The 21302-nt window shown below is 40.5% G+C and carries 21 protein-coding genes and 2 tRNA genes; 18 read left to right on the top strand and 5 right to left on the bottom strand.

Translation table 11 applies throughout. From position 1 onward, the window contains the following. Positions 1-167 precede the first annotated feature (167 nt). The 5 genes from MHB50_RS13690 to MHB50_RS13670 all read left to right on the top strand — a co-directional run bounded on the left by MHB50_RS13690 (position 168) and on the right by MHB50_RS13670 (position 3529). Positions 168-413 (top strand): helix-turn-helix transcriptional regulator, encoded by a 246-nt coding sequence (locus tag MHB50_RS13690; RefSeq protein ID WP_077109445.1) that lies wholly within the window; start codon positions 168-170, stop codon positions 411-413. Then, on the top strand, positions 403-753 hold the full coding sequence (locus MHB50_RS13685) for a DUF2178 domain-containing protein (RefSeq protein ID WP_340083935.1): 351 nt from the start codon (positions 403-405) through the stop codon (positions 751-753). Before MHB50_RS13690 ends, MHB50_RS13685 begins: the two co-directional genes overlap by 11 nt. A 46-nt stretch (positions 754-799) precedes the next feature. Then, a complete protein-coding gene (locus tag MHB50_RS13680; RefSeq protein WP_339164240.1) occupies positions 800-952 on the top strand; it encodes an ATP-binding cassette domain-containing protein in 153 nt (50 codons plus the stop codon). A 594-nt stretch (positions 953-1546) separates the two neighbouring features. After that, entirely contained in the window at positions 1547-2851 is a 1305-nt protein-coding gene (locus MHB50_RS13675; protein ID WP_340083933.1) for an erythromycin esterase family protein, read from the top strand. Positions 2852-3016: 165 nt separating this feature from the next. After that, positions 3017-3529, top strand: coding sequence for a GNAT family N-acetyltransferase (locus tag MHB50_RS13670; RefSeq protein WP_340085341.1), 513 nt, complete (start codon positions 3017-3019; stop codon positions 3527-3529). Between the two features lie 569 nt (positions 3530-4098). On the opposite strand, the gene MHB50_RS13665 is transcribed toward MHB50_RS13670, so the two are convergent. After that, positions 4099-4172, bottom strand: a tRNA-Pro gene (locus tag MHB50_RS13665). A gap of 3 nt (positions 4173-4175) precedes the next feature. After that, positions 4176-4258: transfer RNA gene (locus MHB50_RS13660), tRNA-Leu, on the bottom strand. Positions 4259-4409: 151 nt separating this feature from the next. On the opposite strand from MHB50_RS13660, the gene MHB50_RS13655 reads away from it, so the two are divergent. The 3 genes from MHB50_RS13655 to wrbA all read left to right on the top strand — a co-directional run bounded on the left by MHB50_RS13655 (position 4410) and on the right by wrbA (position 9133). After that, positions 4410-5177, top strand: a complete 768-nt coding sequence (locus tag MHB50_RS13655; RefSeq protein WP_340083931.1) for a MerR family transcriptional regulator — start codon at positions 4410-4412, stop codon at positions 5175-5177. A 687-nt stretch (positions 5178-5864) separates the two neighbouring features. Beyond that, positions 5865-8267 carry a PBP1A family penicillin-binding protein gene (locus tag MHB50_RS13650; RefSeq protein ID WP_340083930.1) on the top strand — a complete coding sequence of 801 codons (2403 nt, stop codon included), beginning with the start codon at positions 5865-5867 and terminating at the stop codon, positions 8265-8267. 254 nt (positions 8268-8521) lie between these two features. Then, positions 8522-9133, top strand: coding sequence for an NAD(P)H:quinone oxidoreductase type IV (gene wrbA / locus MHB50_RS13645; RefSeq protein ID WP_340083929.1), 612 nt, complete (start codon positions 8522-8524; stop codon positions 9131-9133). Positions 9134-9392: 259 nt separating this feature from the next. On the opposite strand, the gene MHB50_RS13640 is transcribed toward wrbA, so the two are convergent. Next, positions 9393-10106: an endonuclease/exonuclease/phosphatase family protein gene (locus MHB50_RS13640; RefSeq protein ID WP_339164232.1), complete on the bottom strand. Its 714-nt coding sequence runs from the start codon at positions 10104-10106 to the stop codon at positions 9393-9395. A 159-nt stretch (positions 10107-10265) separates the two neighbouring features. Between MHB50_RS13640 and MHB50_RS13635 the strand changes: the two genes are divergently transcribed. Beyond that, positions 10266-10835, top strand: a complete 570-nt coding sequence (locus MHB50_RS13635; protein WP_340083927.1) for a hypothetical protein — start codon at positions 10266-10268, stop codon at positions 10833-10835. A gap of 31 nt (positions 10836-10866) precedes the next feature. Next, positions 10867-12438, top strand: coding sequence for an alkaline phosphatase family protein (locus MHB50_RS13630; protein ID WP_340083926.1), 1572 nt, complete (start codon positions 10867-10869; stop codon positions 12436-12438). Positions 12439-12799: 361 nt separating this feature from the next. On the opposite strand, the gene MHB50_RS13625 is transcribed toward MHB50_RS13630, so the two are convergent. Further along, positions 12800-13675, bottom strand: coding sequence for a M23 family metallopeptidase (locus MHB50_RS13625; protein WP_340083925.1), 876 nt, complete (start codon positions 13673-13675; stop codon positions 12800-12802). A gap of 336 nt (positions 13676-14011) precedes the next feature. Between MHB50_RS13625 and MHB50_RS13620 the strand changes: the two genes are divergently transcribed. The 8 genes from MHB50_RS13620 (at position 14012) to MHB50_RS13585 (ending at position 19121) form a co-directional block, all read left to right on the top strand. After that, positions 14012-14158 (top strand): hypothetical protein, encoded by a 147-nt coding sequence (locus tag MHB50_RS13620; RefSeq protein ID WP_340083923.1) that lies wholly within the window; start codon positions 14012-14014, stop codon positions 14156-14158. 278 nt (positions 14159-14436) lie between these two features. Continuing rightward, a complete protein-coding gene (locus tag MHB50_RS13615; protein ID WP_340083922.1) occupies positions 14437-15009 on the top strand; it encodes an MFS transporter in 573 nt (190 codons plus the stop codon). 14 nt (positions 15010-15023) lie between these two features. Then, positions 15024-15260, top strand: coding sequence for a hypothetical protein (locus MHB50_RS13610; RefSeq protein ID WP_339164220.1), 237 nt, complete (start codon positions 15024-15026; stop codon positions 15258-15260). 198 nt (positions 15261-15458) lie between these two features. Then, the gene (locus tag MHB50_RS13605; protein ID WP_339164218.1) at positions 15459-16205 is read left to right on the top strand and encodes an IclR family transcriptional regulator; all 747 of its coding nucleotides are present in this window, start codon (positions 15459-15461) and stop codon (positions 16203-16205) included. Positions 16206-16322: 117 nt separating this feature from the next. Then, entirely contained in the window at positions 16323-17342 is a 1020-nt protein-coding gene (locus MHB50_RS13600) for a TRAP transporter substrate-binding protein (protein WP_340083921.1), read from the top strand. An 11-nt stretch (positions 17343-17353) separates the two neighbouring features. After that, entirely contained in the window at positions 17354-17641 is a 288-nt protein-coding gene (locus MHB50_RS13595; protein ID WP_340083920.1) for a TRAP transporter small permease subunit, read from the top strand. Between the two features lie 5 nt (positions 17642-17646). Next, positions 17647-17838: a TRAP transporter small permease subunit gene (locus MHB50_RS13590; protein WP_340083919.1), complete on the top strand. Its 192-nt coding sequence runs from the start codon at positions 17647-17649 to the stop codon at positions 17836-17838. Further along, positions 17835-19121, top strand: coding sequence for a TRAP transporter large permease (locus MHB50_RS13585; RefSeq protein WP_340083918.1), 1287 nt, complete (start codon positions 17835-17837; stop codon positions 19119-19121). The genes MHB50_RS13590 and MHB50_RS13585 overlap by 4 nt, the downstream gene beginning before the upstream one ends. A gap of 95 nt (positions 19122-19216) precedes the next feature. Here the strand turns inward: MHB50_RS13585 and MHB50_RS13580 are convergent, their stop codons facing one another. After that, positions 19217-21121 carry an endonuclease MutS2 gene (locus MHB50_RS13580; protein WP_340083917.1) on the bottom strand — a complete coding sequence of 635 codons (1905 nt, stop codon included), beginning with the start codon at positions 21119-21121 and terminating at the stop codon, positions 19217-19219. Positions 21122-21302: the final 181 nt, after the last annotated feature.

Raw genomic sequence — 21302 nt, 5'->3', positions numbered from 1 at the left:
GATTCGATATGTGAACCTGATGGAATCGTGAATTTCGTCAGGTTTTTCAGCATTATGACTCTTGTTAAATATAAGTAATCTAATCAAAAATAAAAGTTTTTCATTGTTTTGTATAAGTTTACTTTACTATTATAAAAGATAAGTTTATAATTTGATTTGAAGAGGTGATGGTCGTGAAGAAAGATTTTGGTGATTCGATATCCAATAAAGTTTATGAATATCGTGTACTTGCCAGAATGACTCAGCAAGAATTAGCAAACAAAGTCGGGGTTTCCAAACAAACCATCTTCGTAATGGAAAAAGGAAATTATGTTCCGACCTTGCTGTTAGCTTTTCGAATTGCCGATTTTTTTAATGTCGATGTAAATGATATTTTTACTTATGTGAAAGGAAATGATCAAAATGATCCATGAATTTTTCTCAAATATCCACGACGCCGTTTTTTTCCCTTTAAAGTCCTGGGCTGAACAATCTCAGGGAAATTGGAATATTCTCGTTGTAGTTGGTTTTTTACTGGTGATGGGCAGTGCGATTTTTGTCTATATCTTTCATAGGAAGATGGGACCTGCCGATGAACGGACAAGTAAGATCTCATTGAAGAGTGCTTACTTCATGCTATTGACAATTGTGCTGTGTGACATCATTTTTCCAAAAGACTATATGTGGAACATCTTTTTCACGTTCAAATATGCGCTGGCATTTTTAGCTGGTGGAATTTACTTGGCCGTTCAATATAAAAAGGATTTTTCATAAGAAAAAAGCAGAGGAGCGAGGCTAGCCATGGATAGAGGATTAGACAATGCTGGTAAATAAGCTGACGAAGCGATATGGAAATTCAATCGTTTTAAAAGATCTCTCTTTAGAATTTAACCAAGGAGAAATCGTTGGTCTGATTGGAAGAAATGGTGCTGGCAAAAGTACCTTGATGAAGATTATCACGGAACTTATCTAAACCTATGGTGGATCAGTAACAGACAATGATCAAGTGGGGTACTTGATCGAAGAACCAAAGCGATTCAGTCATAAGACGGGATTATTCCACCTAACTTATTTTTCGGGAATTTACGGAAACACCTTCAAACTCAATGAATACGCGGGGCTCTTACGGAACCTGCAATTACAAAAAATTCTCCAAAGATGGTCATGATAACGTACGATTTAATCATCACTTGGGCATTAAAGATATACAATAAACGATTCAGGCACGAACTTACTGAGGAAAGTAGCTGTTCGGACTGCTTTATCCGAAAAAGATAAACCTTTGAAAAAGGGTATTATTCTGATAATGGGAGTACATTCATAAAGAATGGACGAAGTTAGCTTTTACACCAAAATATATGTATAATTCCCATTCTTGGAAAAAATTAATTTTTGGCGAGGGTATAAAGACGATGTTCTCAAGAATAAACTGACAATGCCCGCCAGACGGACGCTTGGGGAATTAGCTGAATTTGACTGGGCGGGGGCTGTCCGCTAAATCTTGCGACAAGTGGCTGGACAAAGCCATCTATTTGTAAGCCCCACTATTTAGTCAATATTTCTATATGTGTATTATAAAATTTTAGAGAATATGGGGCGATATAAAATGCAATTTTTTAAAAAGTATTCTTTATTGGCTCTAGCAATATCTTTATTTGTTTTATTGTCTGGATGCGGGGCAGGTAAAGCAGTTGAAGGAGCAGATCAATACATAACAACTATTGAACAAATCGATATTCCAGATGATATAAAGGTTATCGGACTGGGTGAGGCAACACATGGAAATATTGAATTTCAAGAGTTGAAAAAAGACGTTTTTAAAGTATTGGTAAAAAATGAAAATGTCCGTGTTTTTGTCTTAGAAGGTGATTTTGGGGGCGGACAGCAAATAAATCAATTCATTTTAAATGGAGCTGGTACTGCAAAAGAGGCAGTGAACGCCCTTGATTATGGTATTTATAAAACGGAACAAATGATTGAGCTTGTTCAATGGATGCATGATTACAACGCGACGGTGAGCGAGGACAGGAAAATTTATTTTTATGGAAATGATATGCAACGCTATGACTACAGTAAAAAAGGCGTGCTAGACTATTATAAAGTTGTAAATGAAGATGCATTCAAAAAATATGCATTACAGCTGGAACCTGTTTCAAATGATAAAATGCATGAGTTAACGACAGAGCAATTGAAGGAAATCGATGAAACAATAGAAAACATCCTTTCAGACCTGCAAACAAATGAAGGGAATTACGTGGAACAATCATCTACTGAAGCTTATCTCTTTGCTTTACAATATGCGCAAATCATGAAACAGCGTACACAGTTATTTTTAAACGAAGGAGATTATACAAAACTTCGTGATCAATATTTGGCGGATAATTTACAATGGATTGTTGAATTTGAAGCAGAGCGAGGTCACGATAAAGTATTTATGACCGGACATAACGGGCATATTGAAAAAACGTCTGCATCGTTAGCTGGTTACAAATCGATGGGAAATTATTTGGATGATTTGTATGGTGAAGAATACTTTGCAATTGGTACTGATTTTATCAGCAGCGAGTTTCAGGCGAAAAATGGCGGCTCTGGTGAACGACAAATTCATACACTGGAGAATCACAATGATTTAGTTGATGCATTCAGTGAAGTGGAATCAAATGTTTTCTATGTTGATTTTGCAAAAGCAAGGAAGTCGGATGAGTTATCGGATATCATCTCGAGGGAACAAAAAATGGCGAATATTGGGGATGATTTCCGCTGGTGGTACAAGACTTTAAAGAAGTTTTACACGATTGAAATGACACCCAGCAAAGCATATGACAGTGTTATTATTGTAAAGGCAGCAACACCAACAAATGTCATAGAATAGCGCTATTTAATGATAACACAGCATAAAATAATCCAATTCTATAAGTGTCCAACTTGCTTTTCTTTTTTCCACAAATAGGGCCAGATTGTAGAACGTTTCATTCGTATTTGCAGTGGTTATTGTTGACTTAATAGTAGGGAAGTATTTTTGATGGGGGTTTGGGTAATGCACATAAAAACGAAAAGGTTATTGATACGAGAATTTGAATCCAAGGATTGGCAAGCTGTATACGCGTATACGTCGGACAGTCATGTTATGAAGTATATACCTGAAGGCGTTTTTACTGAAAAAGATGCCAAAGAATTTGTAAGTAAAAACACAAGTGATGATGCCGAAAAATTTCCTGTAGTATTAATAGCGGAAGATATTGTTATAGGGCATATTGTTTTTCATAAGTATTTTGGTGAGCATACTTATGAGATTGGATGGGTGTTTAATCCAAAATACCAAAACAGAGGATACGCCTCTGAAGCGGCAAAAGCCATCTTGGAATATGGCTTTAAAGAAATGAACTTACACAGGATTATAGCAACATGTCAGCCTGAGAATATTCCTTCATTCCGAGTGATGGAGAAGATTGGAATGAGAAGGGAAGGCTTTTTTAAAAAATGTATCCCTAATGGTAATGAATGGTGGGATGAATACTATTACGCCATTTTAGAAGAGGAGTTCAAATGAACGATAAAGAGTTCACAAGGTTTTTTTCGTCAATAAAAGGTGAAAAAATTGGATCAGATTGTGAAAAAGTAAAGAGGGTTTTCTGGTAATGACAGTGGAATTGTTTTATTTGCAAGTCTCATCTTGACATTGCAAATACTTCAAGAACGCATGAGAAACTTTTGAAGGAGAGTTAAATTACGCAATCGGGCGGTATTGTTTCATAAGAAATAAATTGGGACCACCATTTAGACAACTCTAAAATGTGTGGTCCTTTTAATATCCACTATGATATAAAGCGAAAATTCTGCGAATCAGGATGCCGGATTTACTTGTGGGGCCAGGTTGTTTCGGTTTGCGGTACCGGTTAAGGCCGCATTTTATCCGGCATGTAAGGTGCCATATACCCCACATCAAGACCTGAGTTGGTAAGTGGGAGAAAACGGCACTAAATGCCCGATTCGTTCAACTAACATTCAGTAGGAGCCCTACTGAATGAAGTTTCACTTTATGTTCACGACTTGTACGAAGATCAATTATTTTTAGATGTGGTGGAAGGTTCTGGACCTTCCTTTACGCTTAGCCGAAAGTCGGAATGACAGGATTTGAACCTGTGACCTCTTGGTCCCGAACCAAGCGCTCTACCAAGCTGAGCCACATTCCGGAATGCCGCGAGTGGGAGTCGAACCCACACGCCCTTGCGGACACTAGAACCTGAATCTAGCGCGTCTGCCTTTCCGCCACCGCGGCAAAAATGATAGCTCTATTATTATAACATAATATGAACATAAAATGTTTTGACGTTTTTTTGAAAATCCAGCGTCTTTTTCATGTTCCCTCTTGCACCTCCAGCTACGTGAGGCCTTATGATGAATATATACTTTTCGTAGGAGGGTTTTTAATGAAAGAGAATACGAAGTACGCCGTTGGAGAGTTTTCCAAAAAGACAGGTTTGTCTGTTCGCACGCTGCATTACTATGATGAAATTGGGTTGCTTCAACCTGAAAAGGATTCGGAAACAGGTCACCGCATTTACAGTCATTCAGATATTGTAACCTTGCAGAAAATCTTAAGTCTTAAATTTCTCGGTTTCAGTCTGGAGCAAATCGCTTCCTTGCTGCATAAATCGAGCTTTACGGTTGATTTAGCTGACACATTGACTCTTCATATGAAGGCTTTGGAAGAAGATAAAAAGCGAATTGAGATATCAATGAATGCGATGAAGAGAGTCGTCAGATTGCTTAAGGAAGAAGGAGAAGTGGAAAGTTCCGCATTATTCAGCATCATTCATAATATGCAAACGGCGAAAAAGCAAAAAGAATGGATGGATGAGCATGAGCTGACAGAGGTAATGGAAGTGTTGTCCGGGAGATCCGAAGAAGAAAAAATCGCCTTGGATCAAATGTTTATTACATTTTATAAGGAAGTCAAACAATTATATGGCAGTCCGGTAGACGACCCCAAAGTAACAGAAATGCTTGAATCTTATCTTCATAATACTTTTTCCTTTCTGGGAGAAGACTTGATTCACCAACTGGCGGACGCAAATGTCGAAGAAACGGATATTCAAGAACTGGAGAATATGTCGCCTTTTCCATTTACGGAAGAAGAGCAGAAATGGCTTAACGAGGCGATGGAATATTATGTGAAGGAAGCAGAACAGGAATAGATGTGTTTTTTTGTAAAAGCGTTCCATCCCATCTGATCAGTTTCCGGCAGATTTTTAAAGCCAGTCCCAGCCATATGTAAAAATAATGAAATCCCTTCCGATTAATATCATGATTGGAAGGGATTTTCTCAATTGGTAAGGTATATTGTAAGTGATACGAGCTCCAAGACGCTTGAGGAAGCTTATATGAAGATGCAGCGTGAAAACCTTTCGCAAGTAAGCGGGTGAAAAAACAACATATGGGGCTTAACCTAGCCAAAGCCCAACGATAGTATATATTCTCGATGTTTTTCCCTTTCATGTCGGCTGTTCCCCCTTGAAGATGTTTGAAATATGGCGCACGATTTGACACTGTATTCCCTACAATGAAGTTTAATGAATGATTATGACGAAAGTTTTTTACAGGAAGACATGCAACTTCATCGTATTCATTATATATAGTGAAAAGGATCGCAATCAGTATGGTTTACGGGTCAAGAGAGTAGTCACAAAAAGAAGGAATGTTCGCCAACCCAATATTTGCAAACGACATCGCAGAGATTCAATCAGGAAAGAGTGTGGAAGAAACTGAAAAAGTCAATCATTTGTATTTCTTTTTTCACATATAGGAGCTGCTCAGTGGTTTGCGAAAATGAAAAATTGGGTATTCCTTCATTGATATGATTACATATTAGGGGGAATGTGGTCATGGAGGAAGGTTATCCTAGTCGCAGGCAGTATCAAAAGAAAAGACAGCAGGGAAAAAGAATATTAAAAAAGTTAGCCATTCACACCGTGATGGCATTTTTTATCTGCGGTGTTTTATTGATGGGGGTGCTTGCGTTTGCCGCAGTGGCTTATGTAAGGGATGCTCCACAATTAAATCCCGAGTTGCTGAATTCCCCGCAGTCATCCACGATCTATGATATGAATAGCAAAAAAGTGACAGATATCGCCGGAGAGGAATATCGCAAGGTCGTTCCTTTGGATCAGATACCAAAAAAAGTGCAAAATGCGTTTTTGTCCGTTGAAGATGCGAGGTTTTGGAACCATCCCGGCATTGATGTCAAGCGGGTTGCCGGCGCGGCGGTGGCCAATGTGAAGGAAGGTTTTGGGGCAGAAGGGGGCAGCACAATCACACAGCAGCTTGTCAAGATGTCCTTTTTATCCTCGGAAAAAACGATTGAGCGGAAAGTACAGGAAGCGTATCTTGCCTTAAAAGTGGAAAATAAGTATACAAAAAAAGAAATATTGGAAAAGTATTTGAACAAAGTGTATCTTGGCGAAAAAACTTATGGTGTAGCGACAGCCGCAGAAGTGTATTTTGGTAAATCGGTTGAGGATCTGAATATCAGCGAGGCTGCGCTACTGGCGGGGTTGCCGCAAAGGCCGAGTGGGTATAATCCATACAATCACCCTGACCTTGCCGAGAACCGGAGAAATATTGTCCTTTCTTTAATGGAAGAGCATGGATATATTTCGGAAAAAGAAAAAAAAGAAGCCCAGTCGATCCCTGTAGAGAAGCTTCTTAAAAAACGGGAGAATAAAACTTTTTATAACAGCTTTACGGATCGGGTTATTGAAGAGCTGAAAGAAAAAGGGATTGATGAGAAGGAACTTTTTACACAGGGACTGAAAATCTATACAACGCTTGATCCAAAAGCACAGTCAATAACGGAAAAAGTGCTAAAGACAAATGAATATATCGAATTTCCCGATGATCAATTCAAAGCGGGTGTTGTGCTGTTAGATACAAAAACAGGAGAAGTACGGGCAATCGGCGGTAGCCGGCATTCGGAAGAAGTCCAAAGGGGATTCAACTATGCCACTCAATTAAAGCGCCAACCCGGTTCAACGGCTAAGCCGGTTATGGCTTATGGACCGGCGATTGAAAAGTTGAAATGGTCTACTTATGAGCAAATTAAAGATGAACCCATTGAATTGAATGGCAAGGTATTTAAAAACTGGAATAATCGTTTTCACGGAAATGTCTCCATGCGTAAGGCGATGCAATGGTCATATAATATCCCGGCTATCAAGGCGATGATGGAAGTGGGCACTGAAGAGGCCAAGCAGTTTGCCGGAAAACTGGGGATTCCCTTAAAGGAAGTTTTTCCATCTTATGCTATCGGAGGGTTTGGTGACGGAATATCGCCTCTGCAGTTGGCAGGAGCTTATTCTGCCTTCGGTAACGACGGTGTTTTTAACGAACCACATACAGTGAGAAAGATCGTCTATCCAAGTGGAAAGGAAAAGAGTCTTCAGCCAAAACCTGTTCAGGCAATGAGCGATTATACAGCCTACATGATCACCGATATGCTAAAAACAGTGGTCGAAGAAGGAACGGGACAGATGGCCCATATTCCAGGACTTCCTTTGGCCGGAAAAACCGGAACGAACGAACTGCCGGATACGATTAGGGGTTCCGGGGTAACGGATGCCTGGTTTGCCGGATATACAACCCGCTATACCGCTGCGGTATGGACGGGATACGATGAGATTACCCAGGAAAGCTATGTTCGAACAAAGGACTCCCACAATGCCAAATTGATCTTTAAACACATCATGTCCGAAGTTTCGAAAGGAATCGAAACACCTGATTTTACGATGCCGCCCTCGGTTGAAAAGGTGACGATTGGCAATCGGGTTGAGTTGTTTGTCAAAGGCACCGCGCCGAAGAGGAAACAGTTGAATATCGATAAGCCAAAGAAAGTCGAAGATAAAGAGGAAAACAAGCAACAGGAAGTGGAAGAGACAGAGAAGAAACAGGATGAAGTGCAAGAAGAAGAGAAAGAACCGGAGCAGGAGAAAGAGAAAGTGCCTAATCCGAACGAAGAAAAACAAGAAAACGAAACACCCGACACGAATAAACCAGAAAATCCTGGTGGAGAAAAGCCTGCTCAAGACAATCAGCAGCCTGGAGAAGATAATAACCAGCAAAACGATGATCAGCAGGATACCGGGAACAATGATAAAGGCAATCCAGGAAATAATCCGCCGGGAAATAAGGATACCCCGCCCGCGGGGGACACTGGCGGAACGGACGGCTCCGGCGAGAAAAAAGAGGAGCCGGCTACTCAAAGTCCGCCGCCCAGAAAAGATGACGGTTAGGATGGAGCAACGTTATCCTCTTTTAAAACGAACCGTTTCAGGAAGAGAAGACTCTTCATTTTAAAACGAAGCCGTTTCAGGAAGAGAAGACTCTTCTTGAGCGGTTTTTTTACGTTGGATATGCGCCTGAACAAAAGCCGTATAAGCTTCCGGATTTTCTAGCATTTTTTCCTGAAAGAGGTTTAATGGTGCATGGATAACGGAATAAAAGAAATAATAAGACTTAGTCAATAAATCAACAAAGGAGAACGAACATGTCCAATGTCAAATTAGCAGTCATCTTTTACAGCATGGGCGGAACGAATTATCAATTGGCAAAATGGGCTGAAGAAGGGGGAAAAGAAGCAGGAGCTCAAGTTAAAGTGCTGAAAGTGGAGGAGTTAGCCCCGGAATCCATTATTGAAAGAAATGAAGCATGGAAATCAACAGTAGAGGCAACAAAAGATGTTCCCATTGCTACTGGCGACGACATTCAATGGGCGGATGCGATAATCTTCAGTGTCCCTACCCGATTTGGCAACATGCCTTCACAAATGAAACAATTTCTCGATATTCAAGGAGGGCTGTGGTCTTCGGGTAAAACAGTGAACAAAGTGGTCAGTGCCATGACTTCAGCGCAAAACCCGCATGGCGGCCAAGAAGCAACGCTTTTATCTTTGTATACAACGATGATGCACTGGGGGGCGATCATTGTACCTCCTGGTTATACAGATCAATCGGTTTTCGGGGCCGGTGGAAATCCATACGGCACAAGTGTAACCGTTGATCAAGATGGCAACATGGTTGACGATGTCCAAGCAGCGGTTAAGCATCAGGCAAAGCGCACCGTAACCGTCGCGGAATGGGTGAAAAAAGCGAATCAATAACGGTAATCGGGAGCTAATCGGCAAATGTCCGGTTAGCTTTTTTCATTGAACTTTTTCATCACTTGCTTGGATTTCCAAAAAAATGTTCCGGAAATAAAAAGATTTGCGCACCCGCCGATTCAATTGAACTAAATGGTGCATGGCGGTTTGTGACGAGTGTATTTTGCCGAATTTGATTGGTTAATGTCTCGATAAAAGGAGATCATCTCAGTATCTTTTTTCAAAGAAGCCGGTCCACTAATCGTATTTAATGGTGATTTTACCCCCCAAAGAACAACATGGCCACTACAGGCAAGTGGTCAGAAGCTTCTGGCATTATGTTAACAACCCCAGCATCCAATATGTCAAAATGATGACTGGCAAAGATATAATCTAGTCGCGTTCTTGGCCGATGTGCAGGATATGTAAAGCCTGTTCCTTTTCCAACTATTTCCCACGCATCCTGAAATTCTTTCGTCAAATTTTGCCATCGTTTCGATCTCGGCTTCATGTTCCAATCGCCCATTATCACAACCGGTTTGGCTTTATTTTGCTGTAACTTCAATATATAATCTGTTTGTTTTTTGTGGAGCAATGGGTTAAGGCTTAAGTGGGTGACGATTATTTGCAAGGATAATGTTTCGATTTGAACTTTTGCCTCCAACAGAGACCTTCCCTCGCTGAGTCCCGGCATCGTAAATGAATGGGTTGCTTTGTCGACAATGGGATATCTCGATAAAAGGGCGTTTCCAAATTGCCGTTCTTTCGCCAAATATTTGGTTTTTTTCCAAATAGATGGACAAAATGCATAGTCCATCCCACATTGTTTCGCCAACCAATCCGCCTGATCTTCATAAAGACTTCGTTTTGAAAAATGACTGTCAACTTCGTTGAGACCGATAATATCCGGCTTGCAAAACGCAATGACATCAGCAATTCTGCCAAGGTCGACTTTTTTATCCGATCCCCTGCCATGATGAATATTAAAGGTCATTGCCTTGATCTCCAAAGCGTTCACCCATTCCCTCTGCAACTTTACAAAATAGTGTTTGAAGTTCGCTTTATTTCATACACTAGTCTTATTTTTCCACTCATATTTACTTATTTCTTATACAAAATAAATCAGAACAATTTATTGTAAGGGGAATTGCCAATGGACATTAGGATGAGACAATATTGCCTTTCGGCATGGAATTTCATCGATCCGGTTTATTTTCAATGTACGCGGTTGCAATATATTCAAAAAGCATGCGGTAATCAATCCATATTACGTGTCCGGTTAACGAAATACAAAGGAAGGGATATCGTTTTATCAGACGGGACTCCTATCAAGAAGAATGACGTACTTGTGAAAATTCATTTGCATAATAGCAAGCTTTTGCAGCAAATGGAGTCGTGTCATAGCGAAATTAGAAGAGCTTTATATATTTACCAAGCGGTTAAAGAGTCGCTTCCATTCGTTATCCGTTATATCCAGACTCAGAAGAATCATGAGCAGATAAAAGGGCTGATCGGCATTACGATGCTTTATAAAGGATGTAAGAAATTAGGGTTAGAGCCGTACCCAATTATTCACCCGTTTTATAAACATTTCAAAAAGTTTTCTCTTCTTCCGATCTATTTTCTCTCCTCCGCAAGAGCATTCAATAAAGAAATTCCGTCTCCCATGTATTTATTTATGTCAAGGGATACATTAATGAGCCGTTATGGACACAATAATTGATACGAAAAGGAAATGAAAAAGGATGAAGAGAATGGTCTATTTAATGATCGTTATCATTGTCGTTGTCATGATCATCATTTTGATAAAAACGGCTGTTAAGCCTAATCGACAATCTTTGGATCAAACAGAAATGACGCAAACAGGGAAACCTGTCATTTTACTGATCGTCGACTCCCTGATGAATGAACCGCTGCAGCAGGCAGTAAAAAAAGACCGTGCGCCGGCGCTTCAATTTCTGATGGAACATGGCCGGCTATATCCTGATGTTGTCAGCAGTTATCCCACAATGTCTGTGACGATTGACAGCACATTATTAACGGGAACGTATTCGGATAAGCATCGTGTTCCGGGTCTCGTTTGGTATGATGAAAATGAAAAACGGCTCGTCAATTATGGAAGCGCCAGAGAAGAAGTGTTTAAGCTTGGCGTCAAGCAAGTGGCGGAGGACAATCTTTATAAGTTGAACCATAAGCATTTACATCGTGATGTCAAGACGATTCATGAAACATTAGCGGATGCGGGGCAGCAAAGCGCGTCGATCAATGCGCTCGTTTACCGTGGAAACGAAAAAAAGACGCTGCATATTCCCGAAGTCGCAGCAAAATTGAAATTGGCGCCGGAAACATTACACATAAAAACGCCTGCGCTTTTTTCCTATGGCATGCTGTCGCAATTCAGCCCAAAAAACGATCAACATATCGGCCCGTTTGAAAAGTTTGGTTTTAATGATGCCTTTTCCGCCCAAGAATTGAAGCATCTCATTCAAAATGATAAGCTTCCCGCTTTTACAATTGCCTATTTTCCGGAGCTTGACCAAGAAGTCCACAAAAATGGCCCTAAAGAACATATTGATGCCATTGCGAAAACAGACAAGCAGGTTCAAGAAGTGTTGAATACGTATGAATCGTGGGACGAAGCGCTGAATAGCGCCATTTGGATTGTGATGGGAGACAGCGGCCAGGCGGAAGTGGGAAATGACAAAAATCAATCCCTTATTCGCTTAAAAGACATGCTGGATGATTATAACATATACAAAGTGACAGAGCAGGTTAAAAAAGATGACCAAATTGTCCTCGGGCACAATGAAAGGATGGCGTTCATATATATTTTGGATGAGGCGATCAGACAGGAGGAAGTTGTAAAAAAACTGCAAAAGGATGAAAGAATTGGGTTTCTCGCCTGGAAAGACGGGGCTGATGTTCATGTGGTTGCGAATGGCCACAAAGAAATTTTTACTTTTCGCCCCGACGGCCCGTACAGGGATTCATACGGGCAAACGTGGACAATTAAAGGAGATCCTTCTGTGCTGGATATGACGGTTCATGGTGATGTGATTGAATATAAAACGTACCCTGATGCGCTTGCGCGGCTTCATAGTTCGCTTCATTCACATTCGGGCACTTACATCATTGCGGATGCCAAGCCCGGGTTTGAGTTTCAAGGCGAAGGAACCCCGATTCACCTTGGTGGAGCTGCGCATGGCGCGTTGCATGAGCAGGATACAATGGTTCCCGTGATCGTAACGGGCACGGACACAAAACCGCGCCATATGCGGATCGTTGATTTATATGCGTGGATGATAGACTTGACGAAAAATCGATAACGGTATTTGCATGGTTTTCATATTGGAAGCTGCTCCAGCGGTCACGACCGTCTTTTCATTGCCAGTGTAAAAGGGGGACAGGCGCGAATCTTCGTCACGCTTACTTTTAATCGTTTTCGCAAAAGGGGACGGTGCGATCAATCGGCCACGTTATTATTACCGAAAAGTTGGGCTGGCTATTTTATAGAAAATGGATTAACAACGTCGTTAACAAAAACCACCAAGTACAAAAAGTGTATGCTTGGTGGCGGGAATGGACGGCGGTTAATGTCCGCCTCCTATTCGATGTTAGAGCAAATGGTTTGCAATCTCTTCCTTGTATGGGCCATTATTCAAAAGATGCAACATTTCGTTTGGCGAACTATTGGACATTCGAAATGGTATCTCCTTGAATTGGCTCTATTCCATTTTTAAACTTAATCCGGATTGATTTTCCACTTTCCAAATCTGCTGAATCCATTACTTGGAAATGCAAATGTGGTTCTGAAGAGTTTCCGGAATTGCCGCATTTTCCAATGTATTGTCCTTCTTTTACAAAATCACCTACTTTAACTCGTATTGAGTTCTTTTTTAAATGAGCTAACAGGCTATATTCTTTTTCCGCATGTTGTATGATGACATAATTTCCGGCCGGATTTTCGGCATCCATATCCACTTCGCCAGGAATATTGTCTTTCATACCATCAACCACTTTTGTCACTTTTCCATCTGCCGGGGCTATGATTTCTTCACCATAAACATAGAAGTTTTCATTTCGAGTTCGTGTATCCTTATAAGATGAACCATTTTGTACTTTTACTAAATCATAAGCATAACGCTGATTTTCATATGGATAATGATAATTGATGAATTCATTTGTCCCGCCCCAAAAGACAAACGATTCACCTTTTATTGGCATACTATAAGTAATTTGCGTAAAGCGATTATCACTCTCTGGAAAAATTCTAAATGGCTTTATATAGAGGCTTTGTATCTGATGGTGCCTATCGAAAGAAACGTGAATGGCCTTTTCATTTCGGTCATCTAACCAAGTATAGTAATACAAACCTTGTAAAGTTGCTTTCCATTTTAATTGGTAATGTGTAACGCCCGCATTAAAGGTTTTTGCTAGCTCAACAAATTGCTTTAAAGATATTAGTTGCTGAAAATCTTCAGAGGTGCAACGGTATATTTTTTCAAAATCTTCACATTGAAATATTCTTCCAAACTCTTCTGGGTTAATAGAACCAGCAATCAAAAATAAAACCTCCAAATTATTTCTAAAAAGTGTACTTATACACTCATACGAAATGCTCGTTAAAAAGTTCCGCTAAACCTTCATTTGTTTCCTTTTATGAACTCGGATATTCTTGTTAAGATTTTTAATGGAAATTATTACAACATCTCTATTAAATAAGGTAGCCATCCATTTAAAATCATATAGGGAAGGAAAAGTGTGCTGTCGCGAATGGGCTTTTGCGCCTTTGTCCAATAAGCGGGATAAACTCAACGTTTAACATGGTGATTTTGCTCAATAAATTGATAAGGTTCTTACTAAATGAATGATAGTGTTCATTGAAAAAAAGCTGATGGAATGATGATGCGTATCTATTACAAATTGAATAAAAATCACATGCTTTGGATGATGCTCGGGTGGCTGCTTGTCATTCAGGTGCTTGTCGCTTTTGTCGGGAGAAGTATCGCTCCTTTGGGGATTTTAATCGGGGAAGATCTTTCATAGACGAAAGCACAGATCGGAATGCTGCCTGCCGCGTTATTTTTAGGGTAGTCGACTGTGTCGATACCGGCAGGGCTACTGACCGATCAAATGGGATCTAGAAAAGTACTGCTACTTCTCTCCGTTTGTCTGGGGACAGGGTTTTTGATAATGACTTTTACGTCATCACTTTTTCTATTGTTATGTGCAATTGTTATCAGGGGACTTGGCTATGGCGCTTCTCATCCTGCAACTAACCGGGGTATTCTCAGTGGTTTCCGGCAGAAAGACGGGGGATCGCTATGGGAATCAAACAAATGGGCGTCACTCTCCGATCTGCCCTTGCAGCCCTGCTCCTGCTGCCGTTGGCAAGTGTTTGGGGGTGGCGTCCGGCCATATTGGCGGGAAATTCGATTTTATTATTGACCGGTATGTTTACTTATATCATGTATGATGAACCACGCCAAAAAACAAATCCGACGGCAGCGGCAGTGAAAAGAAATCCAATGACATGTTGGACGCCGTTACGACATAAAGCGCTTGTGTATGTCAGTTTGAGTGCTTTGATTTTAAGCGGTACTCAAATGATCGTAAATACATATCTTGTTTTGTTTTCCTATGAAAGGCTGGGCATCAGTCTTTTTTTATCCGGAACATTGCTTGTTTTGTCCGAAGCAGGCGGTTCTGTGGGAAGGATCTGTTGGGGTGTGATCAGTGACCGCTTTTTCAACAGTAAGCGCTTGATGGTGTTATTTCATCATTGCCGTGATGGCTGCCGCCATTTCAATGATTGTCGCCCTGCTTCCGGCGGGGACATCTTACATTGTGATGGTGCCCGTCGCCTTTTTATTCGGGTTTGGTGTTTCCGGGTTTAATGGCATTTGGATGAATGCCACAACCGAAATTAGTTCCAGAGGAGCAATTGGGCATTGCAACGGGCTTTAGCATTACTGTCGGGTCTTGGGGTGTTGTGGCAGGTCCTCCTTTTTTTGGATTCATTGTGGATATGAGCGGTTCTTTTATATCAGGCTGGCTGTTTATTTCATTCATTGATGTTGCTGTTGAATGTGATGTCTGTGAAACAAGAAGAATCCAAGAAAATAAAACATTTTTCCTAAAAAAATGACAAAGTTTCACTATCTTAAATTGAGTGGTTGAGGAGCGGTTCATTAGTGACTATAGTAATGTTTAATCTTTTGAGTTTTTCAGAAAATGACAACGCTTTCCCGGTAGAAGGAGGTGAAATGACAAATTTCAGCATCAGCTAATTGTCCGCTGTTTTCCAAGAAAAATCATACAAATAAATAGGAGGAGAGGGGAAAGTATGATTGCTTCTGTTAGCAGAGCTATTGATATTTTAAGCTGTTTTACTCAGGAGGAGCCTGTATTGGGCAATGCAGAAATTGCTGAAAAACTGGGATTAAGCAGAAGTACGACACATCATTTAATCACTACACTATGCAATGAAGGTGTCTTAATAAGGGATGCCAGTAGAAAATACCGCCTTGGTTGGAAGCTTTTGGAATGGAATAACAGAGTCATGTTTCAACATGATTTTTATAATAAGGCAATGCCTTTGGTAAAAGAATTGACGGACAGATTCAGGGGAACAGCCCATATTGGCATGTTTGATCGAGGAGACGTCGTTTTTGTCCTCCGGATTTCTTCCATGGAGGCGAATGATGTACCAACTTATCTTGGAGGAAGAAAACCCGCCTATTGTACAAGCGCCGGAAAAGCTCTCATCGCCTATAACGATGTTTACTTGAAAGAAACGATTGCCAAGGGATTATCGAGGCAGGGTCCCAATACCATTACGAATATCGAAACTTTAAAACAGGAATTGAAAGCGGTTCGTGAGCAGGGATACTCTATTAGCAATAATGAAAATGACACACGTACTTATGCGATAGCAGCACCGATTCAATCGTATTCGGGGGAAACGATCGCATCTGTCAATTTGGTGGGGCCGATTAGTTATATGAAAGGGCTTCATAAGGGCCACATTATCCAGTGTGTTATCAATACAGCGAAATCAATTTCGCGTGAATTGGGCTACATCGAAATTTAATGGTTTTCAACGCCTTGGAATAAAGAGAATATTCAGAAAAATAAACAAACTATTTTAAAGGTTCCAAAAAAAGACTTCCTTTTTTCTATACAAACAAGCTTTAGGGGGCATGAACAAATGAACATTTACAAAAGTCGCATTTTTATTGTAATGGTGATGGCTGCTCTGTTATTAGCCGCATGCGGCAGCGGCGGAGACAAAGAATCAACAAAGGCAAGCGGCGGCGGAGCAGAGCAGACTTACGAACTAAAGTTGGGACATATTGCGCCTCCTGACCATATTTGGAATAAAGCGGCAGAAAAGCTGGGTGAAGAATTGGAAAAACGTTCCAATGGTCGTATGAAAGTAGATCTGTATCCCGGTGGTCAGCTTGGGAGTGATTCTGACATGGTACAGCAGCTTGAAACAGGGTCATTGGACATAGCTTTCATTACAAATGCTTTCTTGACATCAAAGTCGGATGCTTTCAGCGCATGGTTTGCACCTTATTTATTTGGCTCTTATGAAGAAGCCTTTGAAGCCAGCAATTCGGATGTGGCCAAAAAGATTTTGGCGACGCTGGATGATCAAGGACTAAAAGCAATGGATTATTTCTTTTCGGGTCATCGGACAATGATGTTTAGGGAAAAAATTGAAACACCTGATGAAATGAAAGGGCTAACAATGCGCGTGACACCAAGCCCGGCCTTGGAAGATTGGTACCGTTCACTCGGGGTAAACCCGGAGTCCATCTCATTGCCGGATGTTTACCAATCGGCACAAACAGGGGTTATCGACGGGATGGAAATGGATTTGGATGCCGCTATCACTTCGAACTTTAATGAAGTGACAGGTTACGGGGCGTTGACAAATCATATGGTTTGGCCGGCAGTGATGATCATTAATAAAAAACGTTTTGAAGACATGTCTGAAGATGATCAAAAAATAATTGAAGAATCTATGGCTGTTGCATCCGAGTATGCCACAATGCAGCGTGCTTCGCAGGAAGAAGAATTCAAAAAAACACTTGAAGATAGAGGGATGGAGCTTTACGACATAGATACCGCTTTATTTAAGCCTCACATGAAAGAATTTGATAAGAAATATAAGGAGATGGATCCTCTTATAAAAGAATTTATTGAAACGTTTCGTAAATAGGAGGTGTTAACATGAAGACATTAAGCAACTGGATTGAAGCTTTTGAAAAGCTGGCGTCCATCCTGTTAATTGCTGCCATGACAGTGGTCCTGTTTATCTCTGTCATATTCAGGTACTTTTTAAACGCCCCGCTTTTTTGGGCGAATGAAGCCAGTATCTTTATGATGGCCTGGCTTACCTTTATCGGAGGAAGTTTGGGGCTTAAGTATAAGTCCCAGGCTTCCATCACTTTTTTGGTTGACCGTTTTTCAGAAAAAGGAAGGAAAATTCTTTTTATCATGACACATATATTATTTTAATAGCGTTGGCGTTCTTACTGTATTTGAGCTATCAATGGGTATTTACCTTGTCTCCGCAAAAGTCGAGTTCTATGCGCTTGCCGATGTGGATCCCTTATCTTTCTGTACCAGTGGGATTGACATTTGCGTTTATCCACCTATTGGATTATTTTATCGATTTATGTAAAAATACACCACAAAGTAGTGAAGCATCATGACCATCCACTTATTAGCAACGATCATCATATTTATTTTGCTCTTGATAATCGGCATCCCGATTTCGCTTGTTTTAGCAATTACTTCATTGGCTTATCTCATTTTGACTGATTCCGTCGCCGTCTTGGGATCGGTTCCACAGAAAATGTTTTCCGGGCTGGATAACTTTGGATTACTGGCCATTCCCCTCTTTATGTTGGCCGGTGAATTAATGAATTTTGGGGGCATCACCACGAGATTAATCACTTTTGCCAAGGTGCTGATCGGACATTTCCGAGGAGGATTAGCGTATGTCTCCATTATCGCCAACATGTTTCTCGCATCCATTTTGGGCTCTGCCAATGCGCAAGCTGCCATGATGAGTAAGGTCATGGTTCCCGAGATGGAAAAGGAAGGATATTCCCGAAGCTTTTCCGCCGCATTAACATTGGCTTCATCGATTGTGGCTCCGGTCATTCCACCGAGTATGTTATTTATCATTTATGGGACATTGACGGGTGCTTCCATAGGAGATTTATTTATGGCCGGTATCATACCGGGAATTTTACTGGGAATTGGATTTATCGCTGTAATCGGTTTCATGAGTGTGAAGGAACAATTTCCAAAAAGCGAGCGGGGAACATTGAGGTCGATGCTGAAAAGTTTTTTGAGCGTGCTTCCTGCCTTGCTGATTCCTTTTATAATTATTTATGGCATATTAAGCGGCGTGTTTACGCCTACTGAGTCGGCAGCCGTAGCCTGTATAATCGCCGTTATCATTGGCTTTGCCTATAAGGAGTTAAAGGTTGGACATCTTCCGGAAATATTATTAAACACAGTGGTGAATACTGCCACCATCACGTTCCTTATTGTGACAGCCAATTTATTCGGATATATTATCGCCTACGAACAAATTCCACAGCTTATTGCAAACTCAATGTTGAGTTTATCGGACAATCCACTTGTATTCCTTTTACTGGTCAATATTTTATTGTTGTTGTTAGGAACCGTTTTGGATGGAATTGCGGCATTGATTATTTTAGTGCCGGTATTTGCTCCGCTTTTGACAACTTATCAAATAGATCCGGTTCATTTTGGGGTTATCGTGACAATTAATCTCACCATCGGCCTTTTGACTCCGCCTGTTGGAACAGGTCTGTTTATTGTTTCTTCCGTGGCAAAAGTTAAAATAGAAGATCTTGTCAAGGCCATCATTCCTTTTTTACTGACAGCGATTGTTTTACTGCTGGTCATCACTTATTGGAAAGATGCAGTGCTTTGGATTCCAAGCCTTTATGAGCCATAAAATTGTACATGGTTGTGAGTCTAGGAGGGGTTCGCCAAGTATATAGAATCACAGCAGTGAAAAGCTCTCGGCCCAGCCTGAGAGCTTTTTCACCATTATAATCTGTTCTTTTTTCGTATTTCTTTTTCAACTTTACGAAGCGCTTTTTTTGAGCCGCGTTCAATGTCATGCTGGAGCTTTCTCGTTTTATGGTCAATGAATAAAGAGTCTAAGTCATATCCCTCCGGGTATAAGTCCGCGGCTTTTCCTTCTATGGCCAACCGTTTTTCATGTACTTCAATCAATTGATGTTGATAAAAAACGGTGACGTTTTGATATTGGTCTTTTTCTTTATATACAATTCCAAAATCGTCGTGATCCAGCAGTTTTACGCGGTCTCCTTTTTGATAGTGGATACGATGTTCTGCTCTTACAGCAGCTTGCTTAGGTTTTCGTATTTTACTTTCATGTACTCGTTCTAAGCGGTATTCTTTATTTTTCATATAATCTTCTGCTCTTTGTAATACATGTTCCGGTACATTCATTTTTCTAGAGATCCATAAGGCGTTACTGTCTCCCGATTGCCCGATCAGAAGCTTATATAATGGCTCAAGTGTTTCATGATTAAATTGCATGGCAGCGTTCATGAAATCACTATGCAGTTCGGAAAAGCGTTTTATTTCGCCATAGTGGGTTGTCGCAACGGTTATACATCCTTTCAGATAAAATTCTTCTAACAGGGAGATGGCTAAAGCCGCCCCTTCATTTGGTTCTGTCCCGCTGCCAATCTCGTCGAATAGTAACAGCGTATTGTTGTTTACGGAACGAAGGATTTCCGATAAGTTCTGCATGTGAGAAGAGAACGTGCTAAGTGCATTTTCTATGCTCTGATTATCACCAATATCCACAAAAATATGGTCAAATATCGCAATTTCAGTTTCTTTTGAAGCTGTAATATGAAACCCGGACATCGTTGCCAAAGTAACAAGGCCTATTGTTTTCAGCACAATTGTTTTTCCCCCGGCATTTGGACCGGTTATGATCAAGCTGCGATAACTGTTTCCAATCTGAAAGTGAAGCGGAACAACATGTCCTGATAATAATGGATGCTTGCAATGAACGAATGAAATATATCCATGTTCATTAATGTTTGGCTCAATTCCATCGACATGTCTGCTATATTTCGCTTTGGCAAAAATCATATCGTACTGGGATATAAGCTCGATATTGATGTTAAGAGGCCGGAGATTTTCTGCTACGAGCCCTGTTAAAGTAGCTAGTATTTGATATTCCAACATGGCCTCTTCGGATTTTAAAGCCGCTAATTCAGCACTTAATTTTCCTACCGCGCTAGGCTCTATAAAGACTGTCGAACCTTTAGAAGATATTTCAATGACCGTTCCTTGTATTTTATTTTTGTAGGAGGCTTTAATAGGGATTGTATAGCGGTCATCTTTGATCGTAATAATGAACTCCTGAATGTAATGTTTATGGGCACTGCTGTTTATGAATTTATTTAATCGTTCTTTTATTTTTTGTTCGGTGGATTGAATATGGGAACGAACACGTTTAAGTTCTTTGCTGGCTGCCGAGTCAACTTCATTATTTTTTATGGAAAAATGGATTTCCTCTTCCACATCCAGGAATTCTGTCATGGATTGAGCATAGGAAGCCAATGTAGGCGCGACAAACTCTTTGTTGGACATGAACATTTTTATTTTCCGACAACCCCTTAAAAAATCGGCAATACTTAAAAGTTCCCCAGGGTCTAAAATAATCCCTTTATCTAATTTAGTGATGATATGTTCAATTTGGGAAACACCAATAAAAGGCATGTTTCCACCTGCATCCAGAATGGCTCGTGCTTCAGATGTTTCGGTTAAGCGATGTTTTACCACTTTTAGGTTAGAGCTCGGTGTTAATTGGTCGATCAGTTGTTTGCCTAGTCCGCTCACGCAATATGATTTTACGATCTCTTTAAGTTCGTTGTATTGTAATTTTTCAAAAGTATTTTTATTCATGTTTTGATTCTCCTCAAAGTGATGAATTGAATTGATCAGCAATGAAGAAACCTACTGGCAGGATTTCAATGAGTTGTTCAATAAAAAAAGCCGCGGTATCTACCGCAGCTTTTTTACGTTTACAAGGCAAAAGAGAATAAAACCATCCGTAAAGTTCGTTCTATTTACGAAATGGCGCGCT

Source organism: Siminovitchia sp. FSL H7-0308 (genome assembly GCF_037980985.1).
Lineage (GTDB): Bacteria > Bacillota > Bacilli > Bacillales > Bacillaceae_C > Siminovitchia > Siminovitchia thermophila.
Note: the sequence above shows the minus strand (reverse complement) of the source record. Positions and strands in the feature narration are given on the sequence as shown.

Coding starts and splice junctions, on each gene's coding strand:
- MHB50_RS13580 (WP_340083917.1), bottom strand. CDS start 21,121: ATGAATAAAAATACTTTTGAAAAATTACAATACAACGAACTTAAAGAG.
- MHB50_RS13680 (WP_339164240.1), top strand. CDS start 800: ATGCTGGTAAATAAGCTGACGAAGCGATATGGAAATTCAATCGTTTTA.
- MHB50_RS13600 (WP_340083921.1), top strand. CDS start 16,323: ATGAACATTTACAAAAGTCGCATTTTTATTGTAATGGTGATGGCTGCT.
- MHB50_RS13595 (WP_340083920.1), top strand. CDS start 17,354: ATGAAGACATTAAGCAACTGGATTGAAGCTTTTGAAAAGCTGGCGTCC.
- MHB50_RS13630 (WP_340083926.1), top strand. CDS start 10,867: ATGGTCTATTTAATGATCGTTATCATTGTCGTTGTCATGATCATCATT.
- MHB50_RS13605 (WP_339164218.1), top strand. CDS start 15,459: ATGATTGCTTCTGTTAGCAGAGCTATTGATATTTTAAGCTGTTTTACT.
- MHB50_RS13685 (WP_340083935.1), top strand. CDS start 403: ATGATCCATGAATTTTTCTCAAATATCCACGACGCCGTTTTTTTCCCT.
- MHB50_RS13620 (WP_340083923.1), top strand. CDS start 14,012: ATGATGATGCGTATCTATTACAAATTGAATAAAAATCACATGCTTTGG.
- MHB50_RS13650 (WP_340083930.1), top strand. CDS start 5,865: ATGGAGGAAGGTTATCCTAGTCGCAGGCAGTATCAAAAGAAAAGACAG.
- MHB50_RS13640 (WP_339164232.1), bottom strand. CDS start 10,106: ATGACCTTTAATATTCATCATGGCAGGGGATCGGATAAAAAAGTCGAC.
- MHB50_RS13610 (WP_339164220.1), top strand. CDS start 15,024: ATGCCACAACCGAAATTAGTTCCAGAGGAGCAATTGGGCATTGCAACG.
- MHB50_RS13670 (WP_340085341.1), top strand. CDS start 3,017: ATGCACATAAAAACGAAAAGGTTATTGATACGAGAATTTGAATCCAAG.
- MHB50_RS13690 (WP_077109445.1), top strand. CDS start 168: ATGGTCGTGAAGAAAGATTTTGGTGATTCGATATCCAATAAAGTTTAT.
- MHB50_RS13635 (WP_340083927.1), top strand. CDS start 10,266: ATGGACATTAGGATGAGACAATATTGCCTTTCGGCATGGAATTTCATC.
- MHB50_RS13615 (WP_340083922.1), top strand. CDS start 14,437: ATGGGAATCAAACAAATGGGCGTCACTCTCCGATCTGCCCTTGCAGCC.
- MHB50_RS13585 (WP_340083918.1), top strand. CDS start 17,835: ATGACCATCCACTTATTAGCAACGATCATCATATTTATTTTGCTCTTG.
- wrbA (WP_340083929.1), top strand. CDS start 8,522: ATGTCCAATGTCAAATTAGCAGTCATCTTTTACAGCATGGGCGGAACG.
- MHB50_RS13655 (WP_340083931.1), top strand. CDS start 4,410: ATGAAAGAGAATACGAAGTACGCCGTTGGAGAGTTTTCCAAAAAGACA.